At 71.4% G+C, this 16,693-nt stretch carries 15 protein-coding genes; 13 read left to right on the forward strand and 2 right to left on the reverse strand.

Annotated elements, in window-relative coordinates:
• The first annotated feature begins 157 nt into the window (after positions 1 to 157).
• The 6 genes from ABD831_RS19290 (at position 158) to ABD831_RS19315 (ending at position 7,651) form a co-directional block, all read left to right on the forward strand.
• Entirely contained in the window at positions 158 to 505 is a 348-nt protein-coding gene (locus tag ABD831_RS19290) for a DUF6504 family protein (protein ID WP_425582857.1), read from the forward strand.
• 29 nt (positions 506 to 534) lie between these two features.
• Positions 535 to 984: an SAV_6107 family HEPN domain-containing protein gene (locus tag ABD831_RS19295; RefSeq protein ID WP_344950607.1), complete on the forward strand. Its 450-nt coding sequence runs from the start codon at positions 535 to 537 to the stop codon at positions 982 to 984.
• 7 nt (positions 985 to 991) lie between these two features.
• Positions 992 to 5,017, forward strand: a complete 4,026-nt coding sequence (locus tag ABD831_RS19300; RefSeq protein WP_344950611.1) for a DNA polymerase III subunit alpha — start codon at positions 992 to 994, stop codon at positions 5,015 to 5,017.
• A gap of 63 nt (positions 5,018 to 5,080) precedes the next feature.
• Positions 5,081 to 5,845 (forward strand): class I SAM-dependent methyltransferase, encoded by a 765-nt coding sequence (locus ABD831_RS19305; RefSeq protein WP_344950614.1) that lies wholly within the window; start codon positions 5,081 to 5,083, stop codon positions 5,843 to 5,845.
• Between the two features lie 72 nt (positions 5,846 to 5,917).
• Positions 5,918 to 7,177, forward strand: a complete 1,260-nt coding sequence (gene dinB, locus ABD831_RS19310) for a DNA polymerase IV (RefSeq protein ID WP_142177743.1) — start codon at positions 5,918 to 5,920, stop codon at positions 7,175 to 7,177.
• 75 nt (positions 7,178 to 7,252) lie between these two features.
• Positions 7,253 to 7,651, forward strand: a complete 399-nt coding sequence (locus tag ABD831_RS19315; RefSeq protein WP_142177744.1) for a DUF3040 domain-containing protein — start codon at positions 7,253 to 7,255, stop codon at positions 7,649 to 7,651.
• Positions 7,652 to 7,730: 79 nt separating this feature from the next.
• Here the strand turns inward: ABD831_RS19315 and ABD831_RS19320 are convergent, their stop codons facing one another.
• On the reverse strand, positions 7,731 to 8,219 hold the full coding sequence (locus ABD831_RS19320) for a DUF456 domain-containing protein (protein ID WP_344950619.1): 489 nt from the start codon (positions 8,217 to 8,219) through the stop codon (positions 7,731 to 7,733).
• Between the two features lie 70 nt (positions 8,220 to 8,289).
• On the reverse strand, positions 8,290 to 8,514 hold the full coding sequence (locus tag ABD831_RS19325; RefSeq protein WP_026863175.1) for a DUF7455 domain-containing protein: 225 nt from the start codon (positions 8,512 to 8,514) through the stop codon (positions 8,290 to 8,292).
• A gap of 359 nt (positions 8,515 to 8,873) precedes the next feature.
• Between ABD831_RS19325 and ABD831_RS19330 the strand changes: the two genes are divergently transcribed.
• The 7 genes from ABD831_RS19330 (at position 8,874) to ABD831_RS19360 (ending at position 16,673) form a co-directional block, all read left to right on the forward strand.
• Positions 8,874 to 11,006 (forward strand): DNA gyrase/topoisomerase IV subunit B, encoded by a 2,133-nt coding sequence (locus tag ABD831_RS19330; RefSeq protein ID WP_344950630.1) that lies wholly within the window; start codon positions 8,874 to 8,876, stop codon positions 11,004 to 11,006.
• Positions 11,007 to 11,473: 467 nt separating this feature from the next.
• Positions 11,474 to 12,448, forward strand: a complete 975-nt coding sequence (locus ABD831_RS19335; RefSeq protein WP_344950849.1) for an AAA family ATPase — start codon at positions 11,474 to 11,476, stop codon at positions 12,446 to 12,448.
• A 27-nt stretch (positions 12,449 to 12,475) separates the two neighbouring features.
• The gene (locus ABD831_RS19340; protein ID WP_344950634.1) at positions 12,476 to 13,363 is read left to right on the forward strand and encodes a DUF58 domain-containing protein; all 888 of its coding nucleotides are present in this window, start codon (positions 12,476 to 12,478) and stop codon (positions 13,361 to 13,363) included.
• Entirely contained in the window at positions 13,350 to 13,832 is a 483-nt protein-coding gene (locus tag ABD831_RS19345; protein ID WP_344950636.1) for a hypothetical protein, read from the forward strand. Before ABD831_RS19340 ends, ABD831_RS19345 begins: the two co-directional genes overlap by 14 nt.
• A complete protein-coding gene (locus ABD831_RS19350; protein ID WP_344950638.1) occupies positions 13,823 to 14,812 on the forward strand; it encodes a vWA domain-containing protein in 990 nt (329 codons plus the stop codon). The genes ABD831_RS19345 and ABD831_RS19350 overlap by 10 nt, the downstream gene beginning before the upstream one ends.
• Positions 14,809 to 15,819 carry a VWA domain-containing protein gene (locus tag ABD831_RS19355; RefSeq protein ID WP_344950642.1) on the forward strand — a complete coding sequence of 337 codons (1,011 nt, stop codon included), beginning with the start codon at positions 14,809 to 14,811 and terminating at the stop codon, positions 15,817 to 15,819. The genes ABD831_RS19350 and ABD831_RS19355 overlap by 4 nt, the downstream gene beginning before the upstream one ends.
• Positions 15,816 to 16,673: a tetratricopeptide repeat protein gene (locus tag ABD831_RS19360; RefSeq protein ID WP_344950645.1), complete on the forward strand. Its 858-nt coding sequence runs from the start codon at positions 15,816 to 15,818 to the stop codon at positions 16,671 to 16,673. Before ABD831_RS19355 ends, ABD831_RS19360 begins: the two co-directional genes overlap by 4 nt.
• Positions 16,674 to 16,693 lie beyond the last annotated feature (20 nt).

Consider the following 16,693-nt stretch of genomic DNA (forward strand, 5'->3'; position numbering starts at 1 on the left):
GGGTTGTCGTATCGAACAGGTGTTCGAATGAAGATGTCAGTTCAGTCGTCGGTTGGTTGTCGGACCGCTCGTGTGGGGCGCGGGTGGTCTGGGTCGTGATGTCCGGCCTCGACGTGTCCGAGGGAGACGTGTCGTGGTGCGCAGGTTCAGTGACTCCGTGCAGGTGAGAGTGCGGGAGCAGGAGCAGTCCGGGATGGCCCGGCAGGCCCCGGCAGCCGAGGCTTCCGGGGTGCCGCCCGAGGCGTTCATCTGGCGCGGCCGCCTCTACGTCGTGCGAGCCGTCCTCGCGCACTGGCGCGAGCGACGGGCGTGGTGGCGCGACGCGCTCGATGCCGACGAGGCCCAGGTGCGCCCCGGGGAGACGCTCGTCGCTGCATCGAGAGAGCAGCACGTCTGGCGCGTCGAGGCGAGCCCGGGATGGTCGTTCGCCCCCGGGGTCTACGACCTCGCCCACGACGAGCTCCTGCACGGGGACCGCTGGTCGCTCGTCCGGGTCGCCGACTGAAACCCCTGTCCGGAGAAGAGGAGACCCCCGTGACCGCCGCCCACCTGCGCCGCCCGCCCATCTCGGTCGCCGTGCTCGACCTGCTCGAGCGGGCCCGCACGACGCTCGAGTCCGCCTGTCGCACCACCGAGGCCTCGGAGCGCTACCGCGACGCCCACCTCGGTGCCCTGCGTGCCGCTGCCGCCCTCGTCGCGGCCCGCACCGCCCCGACCCCCCGCGCGCGACCCCGCAGCGTCTGGCAGGTGCTGCCCGGCGTCGCACCCGAGCTGGGGGAGTGGGCCGACTTCTTCGCGGCCTGCTCGGCCCACCGGTCGGTCATCGACCGCGGTGGCCACATCAGTGCGCGCGAGTCCGACGACCTGCTGCGCCAGGCCGAGATGTTCCTCGAGATCGTCCAGGACCTGCTCGGGATCCCCCTGACGGCGCCACTGCCGCAGTCGATCACGCCCGTCTCGAGGAGCCGGGCGACCGGGACGTGAGACCAGCATGAGCACCAGGACCATGACCGGCACTCTGGCCACCAGCACCCCGACCGGCACCACGGGCGAGAGCTTCGTGCACCTGCACGTCGCCTCGGGCTACTCCATGCGCTACGGCACGGCCAAGCCGCACCAGCTCGTCGAGCGCGCAGCCGCGTTCGGACAGCCGGCACTCGCCCTGACCGACCGAGACGGGCTCTACGGGGCGGTCAAGTTCGTGCGCGCGTGCATGGAGCACGACGTCGCCCCGATCCTCGGCGTCGACCTCGCCATCGGGCCCGAGCAGCCCGAGCGCCACCGCCCCGTGCGCACCCCGGTGCGTGGCGGCGCTCTCGTCGACCCGCGGCTGCCCCGCATCACCGTGCTGGCTCGCGGCAGCAACAGCGGCCTCGCCCCGGGTGAGGGATGGGCGGCGCTCTGCCGCCTCGTCACCGCCACCCACCTGCGCGGCGAGCGGGGCAACCCCGTCACGACCCTCGGCCTCGTCGCCGAGCACGTGCGCGCGCTGCCCACTGCGTCCACCGGGTCCACCGGGTCCACCGGGTCCACCGGGTCCACCGTCGCCACGACAGCGGACGGGCGGCCCGGCGGCCGCGGCGGACGGCATACGCCATCGGTGACGGACGACAGGCCATCCCGGCTCGTCGTGCTCCTCGGACCCGACTCCGACGTCGGTCGCGCGGTGCTCGCCAAGCGCCGGGACCGTGCCCGGGCAGCCCTCGAGCGCTGGGTCGCGCTGCTCCCGCGGGGCGCCGTCGTCGTCGAGGTCGTGTGCCACGGCGGACCCGAGCACCAGCCCGGCAGCCTCGGCCAGGCGGCCCGCATGCTCGCGCTGGCCCGCGAGGTCGGCGTGCCGAGCGTCATCACCGCAGCGGTGCGCCACACCGACCCCCAGGACGCCGCCATCGTCGACGTCCTCGACGCCGCCCGCCGGCTCGTCGCCCTCGACGCCCGCCACCTCGACCGCGTCACGACGGCAGGGCACCTCTCCCCGACACCCCTCATGCATGCGCTCGCCCTCGACGTCGTGCAGGTCTCCGGGCCGGGTCTCGTCGGCGGCGGGACGCTCGCCCGCGAGCAGGCCCGCGAGCTGCTCGCCCGCACCACGGCGCTCGCCGCCGAGTGCGTCCAGGACCCCCGCGCCGACCTCGGCATCGGCTCGGTGCACCTACCCGAGCCGGGCGTCCTCGGCATCCGGCCCGGCACCAACCCGCACCGTGTCCTCGCGCGCCGGTGTCGAGAGTCGATCCCGGCCCGCTACCCCGGCCGTACCGAGCGCGAGCTCGTCGCCGTCAGCGACCGGCTCGAGGACGAGCTCGGCGTCATCGAGACCCTCGGCTACGCGACCTACTTCCTCACCGTCGCCCAGGTCTGCGACCTCATCCGCGAGATGGGGGTGCGGGTCGCCGCCCGCGGGTCCGGGGCCGGGTCGCTCGTCAACTACCTCCTCGGCATCTCGGGCGTCGACCCCATGCGTCACGGCCTGCTCATGGAGCGCTTCTGCTCACCGCTGCGCGCCGAGCTGCCCGACATCGACATCGACGTCGAGTCCGCCCGCCGCACCGAGATCTACGAGCGCATCCTCGACCACTTCGGCGGCGAGCGGGTCACCTGCGTCTCGATGATGGACACCTACCGGGTGCGCCACGCGATCCGCGACGCCGGGGCCGCGCTCGGCCTGCCTCCGCCCGAGGTCGACGCGATGGCCAAGGCGTTCCCTCACATCGCGGCCCGCAACGTGCGCAACGCCCTCGCCGAGCTGCCCGAGCTGCGGGCGAGCGGCCTCGACGTGCCGCGTCTGCAGCTGATGTTCGACATCGTCGAGCGGCTCGACGGGCTGCCGCGGCACATCGCCCTGCACCCGTGCGGTGTCGTGCTGTCCGACTCCGTCCTGCTCGACCGCACGCCGGTCGAGGCGAGCTGGCTCGGTTTCCCGATGAGCCAGTTCGACAAGGACGACGTCGAGGAGATGGGACTGCTCAAGCTCGACGTCCTCGGCATCCGCATGCAGTCGGCGATGGCCCACGCGATCGACGAGGTCGAGCGGGTCGACGGCGACCACATCGACCTCGACGACGAGAGCCAGGTGCCCTTCGACGACGAGCCGACCTTCGAGCTCGTCCGCTCGACCAAGACCCTCGGCTGCTTCCAGATCGAGAGCCCCGGGCAGCGCGAGCTCATCGGCAAGTTCGGGCCACGCACCTTCGAGGACCTCATCATCGACATCTCGCTCTTCCGACCCGGCCCGGTCAAGAGCGACATGATCATCCCGTTCCTCAACGCGAGGCAGGGCTGGAAGGACCCGTCCTACCTCCACCCGTCGCTCGTCCCGGCGCTCCAGGAGACCGAGGGCGTCGTCGTCTTCCACGAGCAGGTGCTCATGATCGTCGCCGAGACCACCGGGGTGACCCTCGCCCAGGCCGACGAGGTGCGCCGCACGCTCGGCACGCCCGAGGGGCAGAAGCGGATCGAGGCGTGGTGGCGACCTGCGGCCCGGGACCGCGGCTACGCGCCCGAGGTCGCCGACAAGATCTGGGAGGTCCTCAAGGCGTTCGCGTCGTTCGGCTTCTGCAAGGCGCACGCCGCGGCCTTCGCGCTGCCGACCTACCAGTCGGCGTGGCTCAAGACGCACCACCCGGCGGCCTTCCTCGCCGGGGTGCTCACCCACGACCCCGGGATGTACCCCAAGCGCCTCATCCTCGACGACGCCCGCACCTTCGGGATCGCGATCCTCGGGCTAGACGTCAACGTCTCGACCGGCGCCTACCGCTTCGAACGCACCGACGGCGGCGGCGAGGCCATCCGGCTCTCGCTCGCGGACGTCCACGGCATCAGCGAGGCCGAGGTCGCCCAGATCGTCGCCGGACAGCCCTACTCCAGCCTCTCCGACTTCTGGCAGCGCGCCCACGTCTCACGCCCGATCGCCGAGAAGCTCGTGCTCGCAGGGGGATTCGACTCCCTGCACGACATCGACCTCGGCGGTCCGTCCCGTCTCGACGAGAGCGGGGCCGGGGTCGTGGGCCGCTCCCGGGCCGGCCTCGGCCGTCGTGGCCGGGTCACGCGGCGCGACCTGCTGCTCCACGTCGCCGAGCTCGACCGGTGGTCGTCCTCGCAGCGTTCGTCGCGCCGGGGCTCCTCACGGGTCTCGGCTGCGAGCCGGGGCGCGACACGGGGGCGGGTCACGTCGGTCTCGGCCACCGGCGACATCAGGGCCCTCGCTGCCGCGCAGTCCCAGGCCTCCGCCGGAGCGCCCCAGCACCTCGCGACCCAGCTGACGCTCGACCTCGGCGACACGCCACGCCTCTCCGCGACGAGCGGGCTGCCCGAGATGACCGGTCCCGAGCAGGTCCGGGCCGAGCTCGAGGTGCTCGGCCTCGACGCGAGCGGGCACGTCGTCGACTTCTACGCCCCGCTGCTCGACGCGCTCGGTGTCACCCGGGCGCGGGACCTCCTGTCCGGACGCAGCGGGCGAGAGGTCCTCGTGGCCGGGGTCAAGGTCGCCACCCAGACCCCGCCGATCCGCACCGGCCGTCGCGTCGTCTTCCTCACCCTCGACGACGCCACCGGACCGTCCGACCTCACCTTCTTCGAGGACGTCCAGGGCCCGTATGCCGCCACCGTCTTCCACTCATGGCTGCTGCTCTGCCGCGGGGTCGTGCGGCGGACCGGCCCGCGCGGCGTGTCCATCCGGGCCACCGGTGCGTGGGAGCTCTCCGCCCTGCAGGACGCGTGGACCTCCGGCGGCATCACCGCCGTCCGTGACGCGCTCGACGCCGCGGACAAGGCGGCATGGGAGCGTGCCGGCGCGCTCGCCGGACCCGACGGAGCACCGGCCGGAGTCGGTGATGGGCCCGACGGACGACGCGTGCTCGTCCACGCCTCGGGGTTCAAGCAGTCGCCGTACGCCGACATCAAGCCGGCCGGTGACGACATCAGGGGACCACGTGGCACGAGCGGGCTCGTGCCCACCGAGACCGTCGGTGGCCCGCCACGCAAGCTGTGGCACGCGAGCCCGGGAAGCTCGGGGCACTAGGGTGAGGACGCACACGAACCCCACGCGGCACCACGCGTACGACGTTCCCAGACGGAGGATCCCGTGCCCGACGAGCAGCGCCCCCAGCGACATGGAGGGGTCCGGCCGTCGGCGGTCGTCTCAGCCGTGGGCCGCATCGCCGACGAGTGCGGTGCCCGCCTCGGCCGCCCGCTCGAGGTGCTCGACCTCGGTGGTGGCACCGGCGGCGTCGCCGTCCCGCTCGCCGAGGCGGGGCACCACGTCACCGTCGTGGACCCCAGCCCCGACGCGCTCGCCTCGCTCGGCCGCCGGGCCAGCGAGGCAGGCATCGTCGACCGCATCACCGCCGTCCAGGGCGACGGGGACACGCTGGGCGCCGTCCTCGCCGGGCGTCGCGTCGACCTCGCCTGCTGTCACGGCACGCTCGAGTTCGTCGACGACCCCGCAGCCACGCTCCGCGCCGTCGCGGAGGCCCTGGAGGAGGGTGGCGTCCTCTCGCTGCTGGTCTCCGGCCGGCTGTCCGTCGTCTTCGCCAAGGCCATCGCCGGCGAGTTCGGCCAGGCGCGGGCGGCGCTCGTCGACCCGTCCGGCCGCTGGGGGAACACCGACCCGCTCCCACGCCGCTTCGACGTCGAGCAGCTCGAGACCCTCCTCGCCGATGCCGGTTTCACCGACGTCCGGGTCCGGGGCACCAACATCCTCGGTCACCTCGTGCCCGCCTCGCTCGTCGACTCCGAGGCCGACCGTGTCGCCCTGGCGGAGCTCGACGAGCTGCTCGTCTCCGGCCCCGGGCGCGAGTTCCTCCGCACCCTCGGCAATGCCCTCCACGTCGTCGCCCGTCGCGGCTGACCACGTCGCGACCGACCACGTCGCGACCGACAGCGTCGCGGTGAGCTCGTCGACCGGTCGGGACGTCCGGCGATGAGCCGCCGCCAGTTCACCGCGCCGACCCGGGGGAGCGCCGAGCCACCCGACGACACCGGCTGCACGGTCCTGCACGTCGACATGGACGCCTTCTACGCGTCCGCATCGCTCATCTCGCGCCCCGAGCTGCGGGGGCGACCGGTCATCATCGGCGGGGCGAGCGGTCGCTCCGTCGTGCTCTCGGCGACCTACGAGGCGCGCGCCTTCGGCGTCACCTCGGCCATGCCGATGGCGCGGGCCCAGCGACTGTGCCCCCAGGCAGTCATCATCGAGCCCGACCACCGCCGCTACGCCGCCATCTCCGAGGCCGTCATGGCGACCTTCGCCACGATCACCGACAGCGTCGAGCCCCTCTCGCTGGACGAGGCGTTCCTCGACGTGGCGGGGGCCGTACGCCGACTGGGACGTCCGACGCAGATCGCCGAGCAGCTGCGCGACACCATCGCCGACGAGCAGGGCATCACCTGCTCGGTCGGGGTGGCATCGACGAAGTTCGTCGCCAAGCTCGCCTCCACCCTCGCCAAGCCCGACGGGCTCATCGTCGTGCCCCGCGAGGAGGTCGTCGCGTTCCTGCACCAGCTGCCGGTCGGTGCGATCTGGGGCGTCGGTGACAAGACCGAGGAACACCTGCACCGTCTCGGTCTGCGCACGGTCGCCGACCTCGCCCACACGCCCCTCGAGACCCTCCAGCGGGCCCTCGGTGACGTCGCCGGCCGCAGCCTGCACGACCTCGCGTGGGGACGCGACCCACGCTCGGTCGTCCCCGAGAGACGCGAGAAGTCGATCGGCGCCGACGAGACCTTCGCCCACGACATCGACGACCCGGTCCGCATCCACCGTGAGCTGCTGCGCCTCGCCGACCGGACCGCCGCCCGGGCCCGGTCCGCAGGGATGATGGGGCGCACCGTGTCGATCAAGGTCCGGTTCTCCGACTTCACGACGATCACCCGGGCCAAGACCCTGCGCCACCACACCGACGTCTCGCGCGACATCTTCGCGACCGCCCGTGAGCTCTACGACCGGCTCGGCCTCCAGCGGGCCCGGATCCGGCTCGTCGGCGTGCGCCTCGAGGGGCTCGTCCCGTCGGCCGTGGCACCCATCCAAGCCACCCTCGACGAGCCCGAGCACGGGTGGCGTGAGGCCGACCGGGCCGTCGACCGGGCGAGCGCGCGCTTCGGCGCCGGGTCGGTGCGTCCAGCATCACTCATGCCTGACCGACCCTCGGGTTCCCAACGCGAGCGGCGCGACTTATCCTGAGGGAAAGAAGTCCGTGTCGGCCGTTTCCGACATACGATTCGGGCACAGTCGATTTCGCACCATGGGAGGTGCCTGGTGGCACTCTCGGAACACGAGGAAGCACTCCTCCAGCAGATGGAGGAAGCCCTCTACGCCGAAGACCCTCGATTCGCGTCGCGCATCGAGAAGACGAAGTCGCGCGGTCTCGGCCGTGGGCGCGTCGTCGTGGGCGTCGTCGCCGGGGTCGCAGGGCTCGCGCTGGTCGTGTTCTCCGCGATGAGCAGCAACATCTGGCTCGGTGCCGGAGGCTTCGCGATCATGGTCGCCGGCATCGTCTACGCCATCACGCCCTCCAAGACCAAGCTTGCGGCCGTCGGCAGCGACGGCACACCCAAGCCCCGCCAGGGCAAGGTCAAGGCGAGCGCCCCCAAGCAGGCCACCTTCATGGAGCGCCTCGAGGAACGCTGGGAGAAGCGCCGCCGCGACCAGTGGTGACGTCCTGGGGCCGTCCCGAACCTCATCGTCGAAGGACCCCGACGCACGGCGTCGGGGTCCTTCCGCTTGGGTGCCCGCGTCAGGGGCGCGTGACGTAGACGGCCAGGCCCCACGTCGCGATGATTGCGAACGCGGTCGCCAGCTCGATGCCGATGTTGAGGCCCACGGCCCGGATGGCCTGGACGGTGGCGTGCCACGCCCCGGCGTGCTCTCGGCGCTTGATCCGCTCGAGGACGTAGATCGCCAGGACGAAACCCAGGGGACCACCCACCACCGGCACCACGAAGAAGCCCACCACGGCGACGACGAGGGCCACGGCGACGATCCCCGACTCCACGCCGGCGGTCTTCATCCGGCGGCCGGGCAGCAGGTACTGCGCGACGATGCCCGCGGCATACAACAGCGTCGTGATGCCGAGGACGAGCCAACCCGGCCCGTCCTGACGTTCGAACGCCCAAACGAGCGTCGCCCCCCACACCACGATGAGCCCCGGAAGGACCGGGACGACGATGCCGACGGTCCCCACGATCATCGCGAGCAGAACGAGGACGTTCGTCGCAGTGATCACGAGGCAGCCGCCGACGGCGTTCGGATCAGGAGGGAGTCAAGCGGGCCGGGTCGGAGATCGCCTGTCGGACTCAGCGCTCGTCCACGGGAGCGGAGCCCGGGATCTCGGTGAGTCGTTCCGTCTCGTCGCGGATGTCGAGAGCCTTGTCCTTCAGCGCCGGGAGGTGCTCCCGACCGTGGTGCGCGCAGAAGAGCAGCTCTCCGCCGGAAACGAGGCGGGCGCGGATGTAGGCCTGAGCCCCACATCGGTCGCAGCGGTCAGCAGCGGTCAGTTCGGGTGCCAGTGCTGTCGTCATCGTGTTCGCCTCTTTCCTCCCTCGGGGGTCCCCCGGAGGGGTAACCCTGCCATGTGCCTACGACACCCGAGATGGTCCATTCGGTGGACCTCTCGTGTCTCGCGGACGTTCCAACAGTGAATCACGTCGAATCCTTCCCGACGATGAGGCTCGGTCGGTGAGACGCCGGTCGCACAACATCGTTACGTGTCGGTGATTCGTCGCGGTCCCCCTGTACGGATGTCATACCCGGTCCGAGGGCGACGTCCACGAGAGCCGCGAGCCTCCCGGGGGCCGTCGGGGGAGGTGGCTAGGCTTCCACTGCCAGCCCTCCACAGCCCGACCGCTGGCCGATTCCCGACCGAAAGAGAACGACCACCGTGGCCTCCGCCTCCCGTCCTGCTCCCTCCGGCAACGGCGACTACACCGCGCGCCACCTCCAGGTCCTCGAGGGCCTCGAGGCCGTGCGCAAGCGCCCTGGCATGTACATCGGCTCGACCGACCAGCGCGGCCTCATGCACTGCCTCTGGGAGATCATCGACAACTCGGTCGACGAGGCGCTGGCCGGCGTGTGCACGGGCATCGAGGTGATCCTCAGCGGCGACGGCTCCATCGAGGTCCGCGACAACGGTCGCGGCATCCCCGTCGACATCGAGCCGCGCACGGGACTCTCCGGCGTCGAGGTGGTCTTCACCAAGCTCCACGCGGGCGGCAAGTTCGGCGGGACGTCGTATGCCGCGACGGGTGGCCTCCACGGCGTGGGCGCGTCCGTCGTCAACGCCCTCTCCGTGCGCCTCGACGTCGAGGTGGACCGCGCCGGCAAGACGTACGGCATGAGCTTCCGCCGCGGCGAGCCCGGCATCTTCACCGACCGGACCCCGGTGCACTCCCCGGAGGCCGAGTTCACGCCCTACGAGAAGAAGAGCGCGCTACCTGTCGTCGGCAAGGCCAAGCGTGGGGTCACCGGCTCCCGCGTGCGGTTCTGGCCCGACCGCCAGATCTTCCTCAAGGACGCCGAGCTCGACTACGACGCCATCCTCGGCCGCGCCCGGCAGACCTCCTTCCTCGTCCCGGGCCTGCGCCTCGTCATCCGCGACGAGCGCCGGCTCAAGGGCACGCCGGGGGAGGATGGCCCGATCGAGGAGGTCTTCCAGCACGAGGGCGGCATCACCGACTTCGTCGAGTTCCTCGCGCCCGACACCCCGATCACCGACGTGTGGCGGCTCGAGGGCTCCGGCACCTTCACCGAGACGGTGCCGGTCCTCGACGTCAACGGCCACATGACCGCGACCGAGCTCGAGCGCGAGTGCGGCGTCGAGGTGGCGCTGCGCTGGGGCCAGGGCTACGACACGAAGGTCCAGTCCTTCGTCAACATCATCACGACGCCCAAGGGCGGCACGCACGTCGCGGGCTTCGAGCAGTCCATCGTGAAGGTCTTCCGCAAGCAGATCGAGGTCAACGCCCGACGGCTCAAGGCCGGCAACGACAAGCCCGAGAAGGACGACATCCTCGCGGGCATGACCGCCGTCGTCACGGTGCGCCTGGCCGAGCCCCAGTTCGAGGGCCAGACCAAGGAGGTGCTCGGCACCAACGCCGTGCGCGCCATCGTGGCCAAGGTCGTCGAGCAGGAGCTGACCGAACGGCTGACGTCGAGCAAGCGCGGTGACAAGGCGCAGGCGGCTCTCCTGCTCGAGAAGGTCGTCTCCGAGATGAAGTCGCGGATCAGCGCGCGGCTGCACAAGGAGACCCAGCGCCGCAAGAACGCCCTGGAGAGCTCCACGCTGCCGTCCAAGCTGCGCGACTGCCGCACCACCGACGTCGAGCGCTCAGAGCTGTTCATCGTCGAGGGCGACTCGGCCATGGGTACCGCCAAGGAGGCGCGCAGCTCCGAGTTCCAGGCGCTGCTGCCCATCCGCGGCAAGATCCTCAACGTCCAGAAGGCGTCGGTCTCCGACATGCTCAAGAACGCCGAGTGCGCCTCGATCATCCAGGTCATCGGAGCCGGGTCGGGTCGCAGCTTCGACCTCTCCGCTGCGCGCTACGGCAAGGTCATCATCATGACCGATGCCGACGTCGACGGCGCCCACATCCGCACCCTGCTGCTGACGCTCTTCTTCCGCTACATGCGCCCGCTCGTCGACGCGGGTCGGGTCTACGCGGCGATGCCGCCCCTGCACCGGCTCGAGGTGATCAACGCCGGGGCCAAGAAGAACGAGCTGATCTACACCTTCAACGAGTCCGAGATGCGTCGCACCCTGGCCCGCCTGGAGCGGTCGGGCAAGAAGATCAAGCAGCCCATGCAGCGCTACAAGGGCCTCGGAGAGATGGACGCGGACCAGCTCGCCGACACGACGATGGACCCACGCCACCGCACGCTGCGCAAGGTGACGATGCGTGACCTCGAGACTGCCGAGCGGGTCTTCGAGCTGCTCATGGGCAACGAGGTGGCGCCGCGCAAGGACTTCATCATCGAGTCCGCGGCCGAGGTCGACCGGGAGCGCATCGACGCCTGAGGCAGCCGTTCGATCCCCGGGGTGCGTCCGCCGGGTGTGGGGGACCTCCCGCGCGGCACAGCAACCCGTGCTTACGATGTGTCCCTGCCGGCGCGACTCCCTCCGCCGGTACGCGTCGAGAAGGGGAATCGATGGTGGGCAACGTCAATGCCGAGGAGTCGGTCGCCGACGAGCAGGCCGGAGCGCCTGTGGCGAGCCCCGACCGTGACGGTGCCCAACGCGACGGTTCCGAACGTGACGGTGCCGACCGTGACGGTGGCGACCGTGACGGTGGCGACCGTGACGGTGGCGACAGCGCTGACGGACGGACCTTCACGGTCCTGCTCCCCGGCGCCGTCGAGGACGACGCCGCCGTCCCGGAGGAGCCGAGCCGGCTCGCGGGGTCCCCCGATGCGCCGGACGACGACGTGGCCGTCGCGGGCATCGACACGGTCCCCGGTCGCACGACGCCTGCTCCCACGCGATACCTGACCCCCGACGAGCTGCACTGGGCCGGCGAGAGCATCGAGGCCGTCTCGACGGCGTTCGCCTCCAAGGTCGTCGGCCAGGCGCGCCTGCAGGAGACGCTCCTGATCGCCCTGCTGACGGGCGGGCACGTGCTCCTCGAGAGCGTCCCCGGTCTCGCGAAGACGACCGCCGCCCAGACGATCGCGCAGGCGGTCGGCGGCAGGTTCCACCGCATCCAGTGCACGCCTGACCTGCTGCCGAGCGACATCGTCGGCACGCAGGTCTACAACCAGCACTCGGGCACCTTCGAGACCCAGCTCGGACCCGTGCACGCCAACTTCGTGCTGCTCGACGAGATCAACCGCAGCAGCGCCAAGACCCAGTCCGCGATGCTCGAGGCGATGCAGGAGCGCCAGACCTCGATCGGCGACAAGAGCTACGCCCTGCCCGACCCGTTCCTCGTCCTGGCGACGCAGAACCCGATCGAGCAGGAGGGCACCTACCCGCTGCCCGAGGCGCAGATGGACCGCTTCATGCTCAAGGACGTGCTCGACTACCCGTCCCCCGCGGAGGAGGCCGAGGTGCTGCGGCGCATCGACTCCGGCGTCTTCGTCACCGCGTCCGAGCCGGTGGTGTCGGTCGCGGACGTCAAGCGCCTGCAGTCCCTGGTGGGCCGCGTCTACGTCGACCCGGCCATCGTCAACTACATCGTCGGCATCGGCTACGTCACGCGTCACCCGCGCGACTACATCGAGCCGCGGCTCGCCGGCTACGTCGACTTCGGTGCGAGCCCGCGCGCGAGCATCGCGTTCACGAGCGCCGCACGGGCCAGGGCCCTCATCGACGGGCGCAACCACGTGGTGCCCGACGACGTCAAGGCACTGACCCACCGGGTGCTCCGGCACCGCGTCACGCTGGGCTTCGAGGCGGCCGCCGACGAGGTGGCCGTCGAGAGCATCATCGACGCGATGGTCAACGGGATCCGCACTCCCTGACCGGGGCGCCGGGACGAGGGACGCGACATGACGACGACGCTGCTGACGCGGGTGAAGAGCAAGCTCTTCGTCCACGCGCGCCGCAAGTCACGCAGCCTGCTCGAGGGGGAGTACGCGTCGGTCTTCCACGGTCGCAGCCTCGACTACGACGACCTGCGCGACTACGTGCCCGGCGACGAGGTGCGCGACATCGACTGGCGCGCGACGGCGCGCCACCAGTCGCCGCTCGTGAAGCGCTACGTCGCGACGCGCAAGCAGAACCTCATGCTCGTCATCGACACCGGCCGGGGCATGGCGGCCACGACCCGCAGCGGCGAGGCGAAGAAGTCGGTGGCCATCGCAGCCGCGGGCCTGGTCGGCTACCTCGCGCAGCGCCACGGCGACCTCGTCGGGCTGGTGCGCGGCACGGCCGGGTCGACCGTCGCCCACGACCTGCGTGGGTCGGAGGCGCACCTCGAGCTGCTGCTGCGCGCCGTCGACGCGGCCACGGTCCTCGACGGCGACCATAGCAACCTCGCGACGCAGCTGCGGTGGATCGTGCGTCATGTCCGCCGCCGCCTCGTGCTCCTCGTCGTCGCCGACGACAAGGAGCTGGACCCCACCCTCGACGAGCTGCTCCGCCGTCTGCACGTGCAGCACGAGATCCTCTGGATCACCGTCGAGGACGCCGACCCGACCGCGATGGACGGTGGGCGCACGGCCTACGACGTCGCCGACACCTACACGCTGCCGACCCTGGTGCGGCTGGACCCTCGCGTGCGCACGGCGTATGCCGCGTCGGTCAGGGACCGGGTCGAGCGCACCACCGCGCTGCTCGACCGCCGTGGCATCAACCACGCCCGCCTCGGGTCGTCCGACGAGGTCGTGGCCACGGTGTTCGCCCTGCTCGAGAGGCAGCGCCGTGCCCGTCGCTGACGCTCCGCCACCGGGCTTCTACGCCCCTGACCCGTATGCCGCCCGCTGGCTGTGGGTCGGCATCGGCGTGCTCGCGCTCGTGGCCGCCTGGTACGCCTGGGTGTGGTGGTCGACGCGCGCGAGGAAGGTCGTGGTCCCGCCGCGCGTCGCGCCCGACCGGCTGGCGCGCCTGCGAGCCGACTACACGCACCAGATCGACCTGGTCCTGCGCCGCGCTGCAGCGGGCGAGATCAGCCAGCGCCGGGCGCACCAGCAGCTGAGCGTCCTCGTGCGCCACTTCGTCCAGGAGGTCTCGGGGATCGACGCGCCCACCATGACGCTGACCGAGCTCAACGCCAAGGGCTCCCGGCTCACGCCGGTCTCCGAGGTCGTCGGTACCCTCTACCCGGGCGAGTTCGGTCCGCGTGAGACGGCGACGCTCGACGGTGCCGGCACTGTCGCCAAGCAGGTGGTGGCGCGATGGAGCTGAGCGGACTCGACCTCAAGTGGCCGGGCGTCCTCGGCCTCGGCGCCCTGCTGGGAGTCGTGCTGGCGTATGCCGTGTACCGCCTCATGTCGCGGCGGCAGGCCCGCGCGTCGGCAGCCGTCGCCAACTCGAGCGCGCTGACCGAGCTGCCTGAGTTCCGCCGCGCGCTGCGCCGCCACCGGATTCGCATGGCCGTGCTCGCATCGAGCGCCCTGCTCCTGGGCGGGGCGGCGCTGGTGGGTGCGGCTCGACCGCTCGACACGACGGTCGACAGGCCGCAGACGCGCAGCCGCGACATCATGCTGTGCCTCGACATCTCCGGCTCGATGGCGGCCTATGACGCGACGCTCATGTCGACGTTCAAGACGCTCGTCAAGAGCTTCGAGGGCGAGCGCATCGGCCTGGTCATCTTCAACAGCTCGGCGGCGACGGTCTTCCCCCTGACCGACGACTACGACTTCATCAACGACGAGCTCGACTCGGCGGGACGCGCCCTCACCGGCGACCCGGCATACGACTCGTTCTTCGCAGGCACCTTCAACGGTCGCGGGACCTCGCTCATCGGCGACGGGCTCGCCACCTGCGTCTCGAGCTTCGACAAGGTCGACCTGCAGCGGGCGCGCTCGGTCGTCTTCGCGACGGACAACCACCTCGCCGGCCGACCCATCATCGACGTCGAGGAGGCTGGTGGCCTCGCCAAGGCCAAGGGCGTCCGGGTCTACGGGCTCAACCCCGAGGAGGACGGCGCCGACGAGGAGGCGACGCAGATGCGGGACATCGTCTCCGGCACCGGCGGACAGTACTTCGCCATGAGTGACCAGTCGGCCATCAAGGGCATCGTGGACTCGGTCGAGGCCCAGGAGGCCACGCTCATCGACGCCGCGTCGCGCTCGCTCTACTCCGACAACCCGACCCTGCCGATCACGATGGCCGGCATCGGCCTCGTCGGGGTCATCGGCGCCACGAGGCGGTGGGCGTCGTGAGCCTGCTTCCCCTCGCGCCGTGGCCCGTCCTGCTCGTCCTCGTCGTCGCCGCGCTGGCGGCCGTGTGGTGGAATCCCTCGTCGCGCTCGCTGCCCGGGGAGTCGCGAGCCACGCACTGGCGGCTCACCGGCGCCGTGCTGCTCCTCGGGGCCGCCACGTTCCGTCCCGCAGTGCCGGGGGAGCAGGTCGACACGACGGCCGCCAACCTCAACGTGTACTTCGTCGTCGACACGACGAGCAGCATCATCGCGGAGGACTACGGGGACGGGCGCCCGCGGGTCGAGGGTGTCGCGTCCGACATCTCGGCGATCGCGGCCGCCCTGCCCGGGGCGCGCTACTCCGTCGTGACGTTCGACCAGGCGGCGCGCGTGCGCCTGCCGTTGACCACCGACACGACGGCGCTCGACGCCGCGGTCGAGACGCTGATGCCGGAGTCCTACGAGGTCTCGCGCGGCACGTCGGTGAGCGAGGCCGACGAACGGCTCAAGACCCTGCTCCAGCAGGCGGACAAGCGCACACCCGAGCGTGGGCGCGTCGTCTTCTACTTCGGGGACGGGGAGCAGACGGCTCCCGACCCACCCGCGCCGTTCGACATCGACAAGCGGCTCATCAACGGCGGGGCGGTGCTCGGCTACGGCACGACCGAGGGGGGCCGGATGAAGGCGACCCGGTCACGCTTCGACACGAGCAGCGACTACATCAAGGACCCCGCCACCGGTGAGGACGCCCGATCGGTCGTCAGCGAGAGCACGCTGCGCACCATCGGTGACCAGCTCGGCGTGACCTACGTCCACCGCGAGGCCGGAGACGCGATCGGACCCGCGGTGGACGGCATCGACCTCGAGCGCTTCGGGACGAGCGAGCAGATCGAGAAGCAGAAGGTCATGGCCCGTCGCGAGCTGTACTGGCCCCTGCTCATCGGGGTGGCCGGCATCGCCGCCTGGGAGCTGGGCGCCGGGGTCACCGCCCTCGTCCAGACCCGTCGTCGGAGGGACACCCGCGCATGACGCTGCTGGATGACAGGCCGGTGGGCCCGGACGCCACCTCGCCGGAGGACCCTCGCCGTCGCCTTCGCGACCGACTCCGTCCGGGCAGACGCGACCGACGACCCCTGCCGGCCCACCTGCGCCGCCGGCGCCGGCGTCTGCTGCTCGCCTCCGCTCCCGTGGTCGTCCTGCTCGTCCTCGTGGCGGCACGCCTCGTCTCGCTCAACCTCGTGCACGCCCACACGCTCGATGCCTACGAGGCCGGTGACAAGCCTCAGACCCTTCTCTGGGGCGAGCGACAGGGATGGGTCAACGTCGTCGAGCAGTTCCGGTCGCCCTTCGCGATCGGGGACGCCCACGTCCTGTCGGGGCACTACGAGCTGGCCCGCCCATGGTTCGAGCAGGCCTTCTACCAGGTTCCCAAGGGTGGCATCGACGACTGCAAGGTGCGGGTCAACCTGGGCCTGACCTACGAGGCCCTCGGGGACGCAGCCAAGGCTCGCGAGCGCACCGACGAGTGGAGGCAGTACTACGACAAGGGCATCACGATCACCAAGGAGCGCCCCCCGCTGTGCGAGGCGCCCGACGGCGGCCAGACCGGCGAACAGCTCCAGCAGGCGCAGCAGCGGATGGAGCAGAAGAACGCGGACGCACCACCCCAGGACCAGCCGCAGCCGGACCAGCCGCAGACCGCTCCGAGCCAGCCCGCGGATCCGAAGCCGGACCCCGGCAACACCCCCAGCCAGGAGGAGCAGGACTACCTCAAGGAGCAGCAGCGGCAGAACACCATCGAGCGCAACCAGCAGCAACAGCAGCAGGGCAGCGACGACTCGGTGCCGGGTGGCAGCTCGCAGACCGTTCCGAAGCCCTGGTGACCGGCTCGCGCCTACGACGG

This window comes from Terrabacter ginsenosidimutans (genome assembly GCF_039539425.1).
GTDB lineage: Bacteria > Actinomycetota > Actinomycetes > Actinomycetales > Dermatophilaceae > Terrabacter > Terrabacter ginsenosidimutans.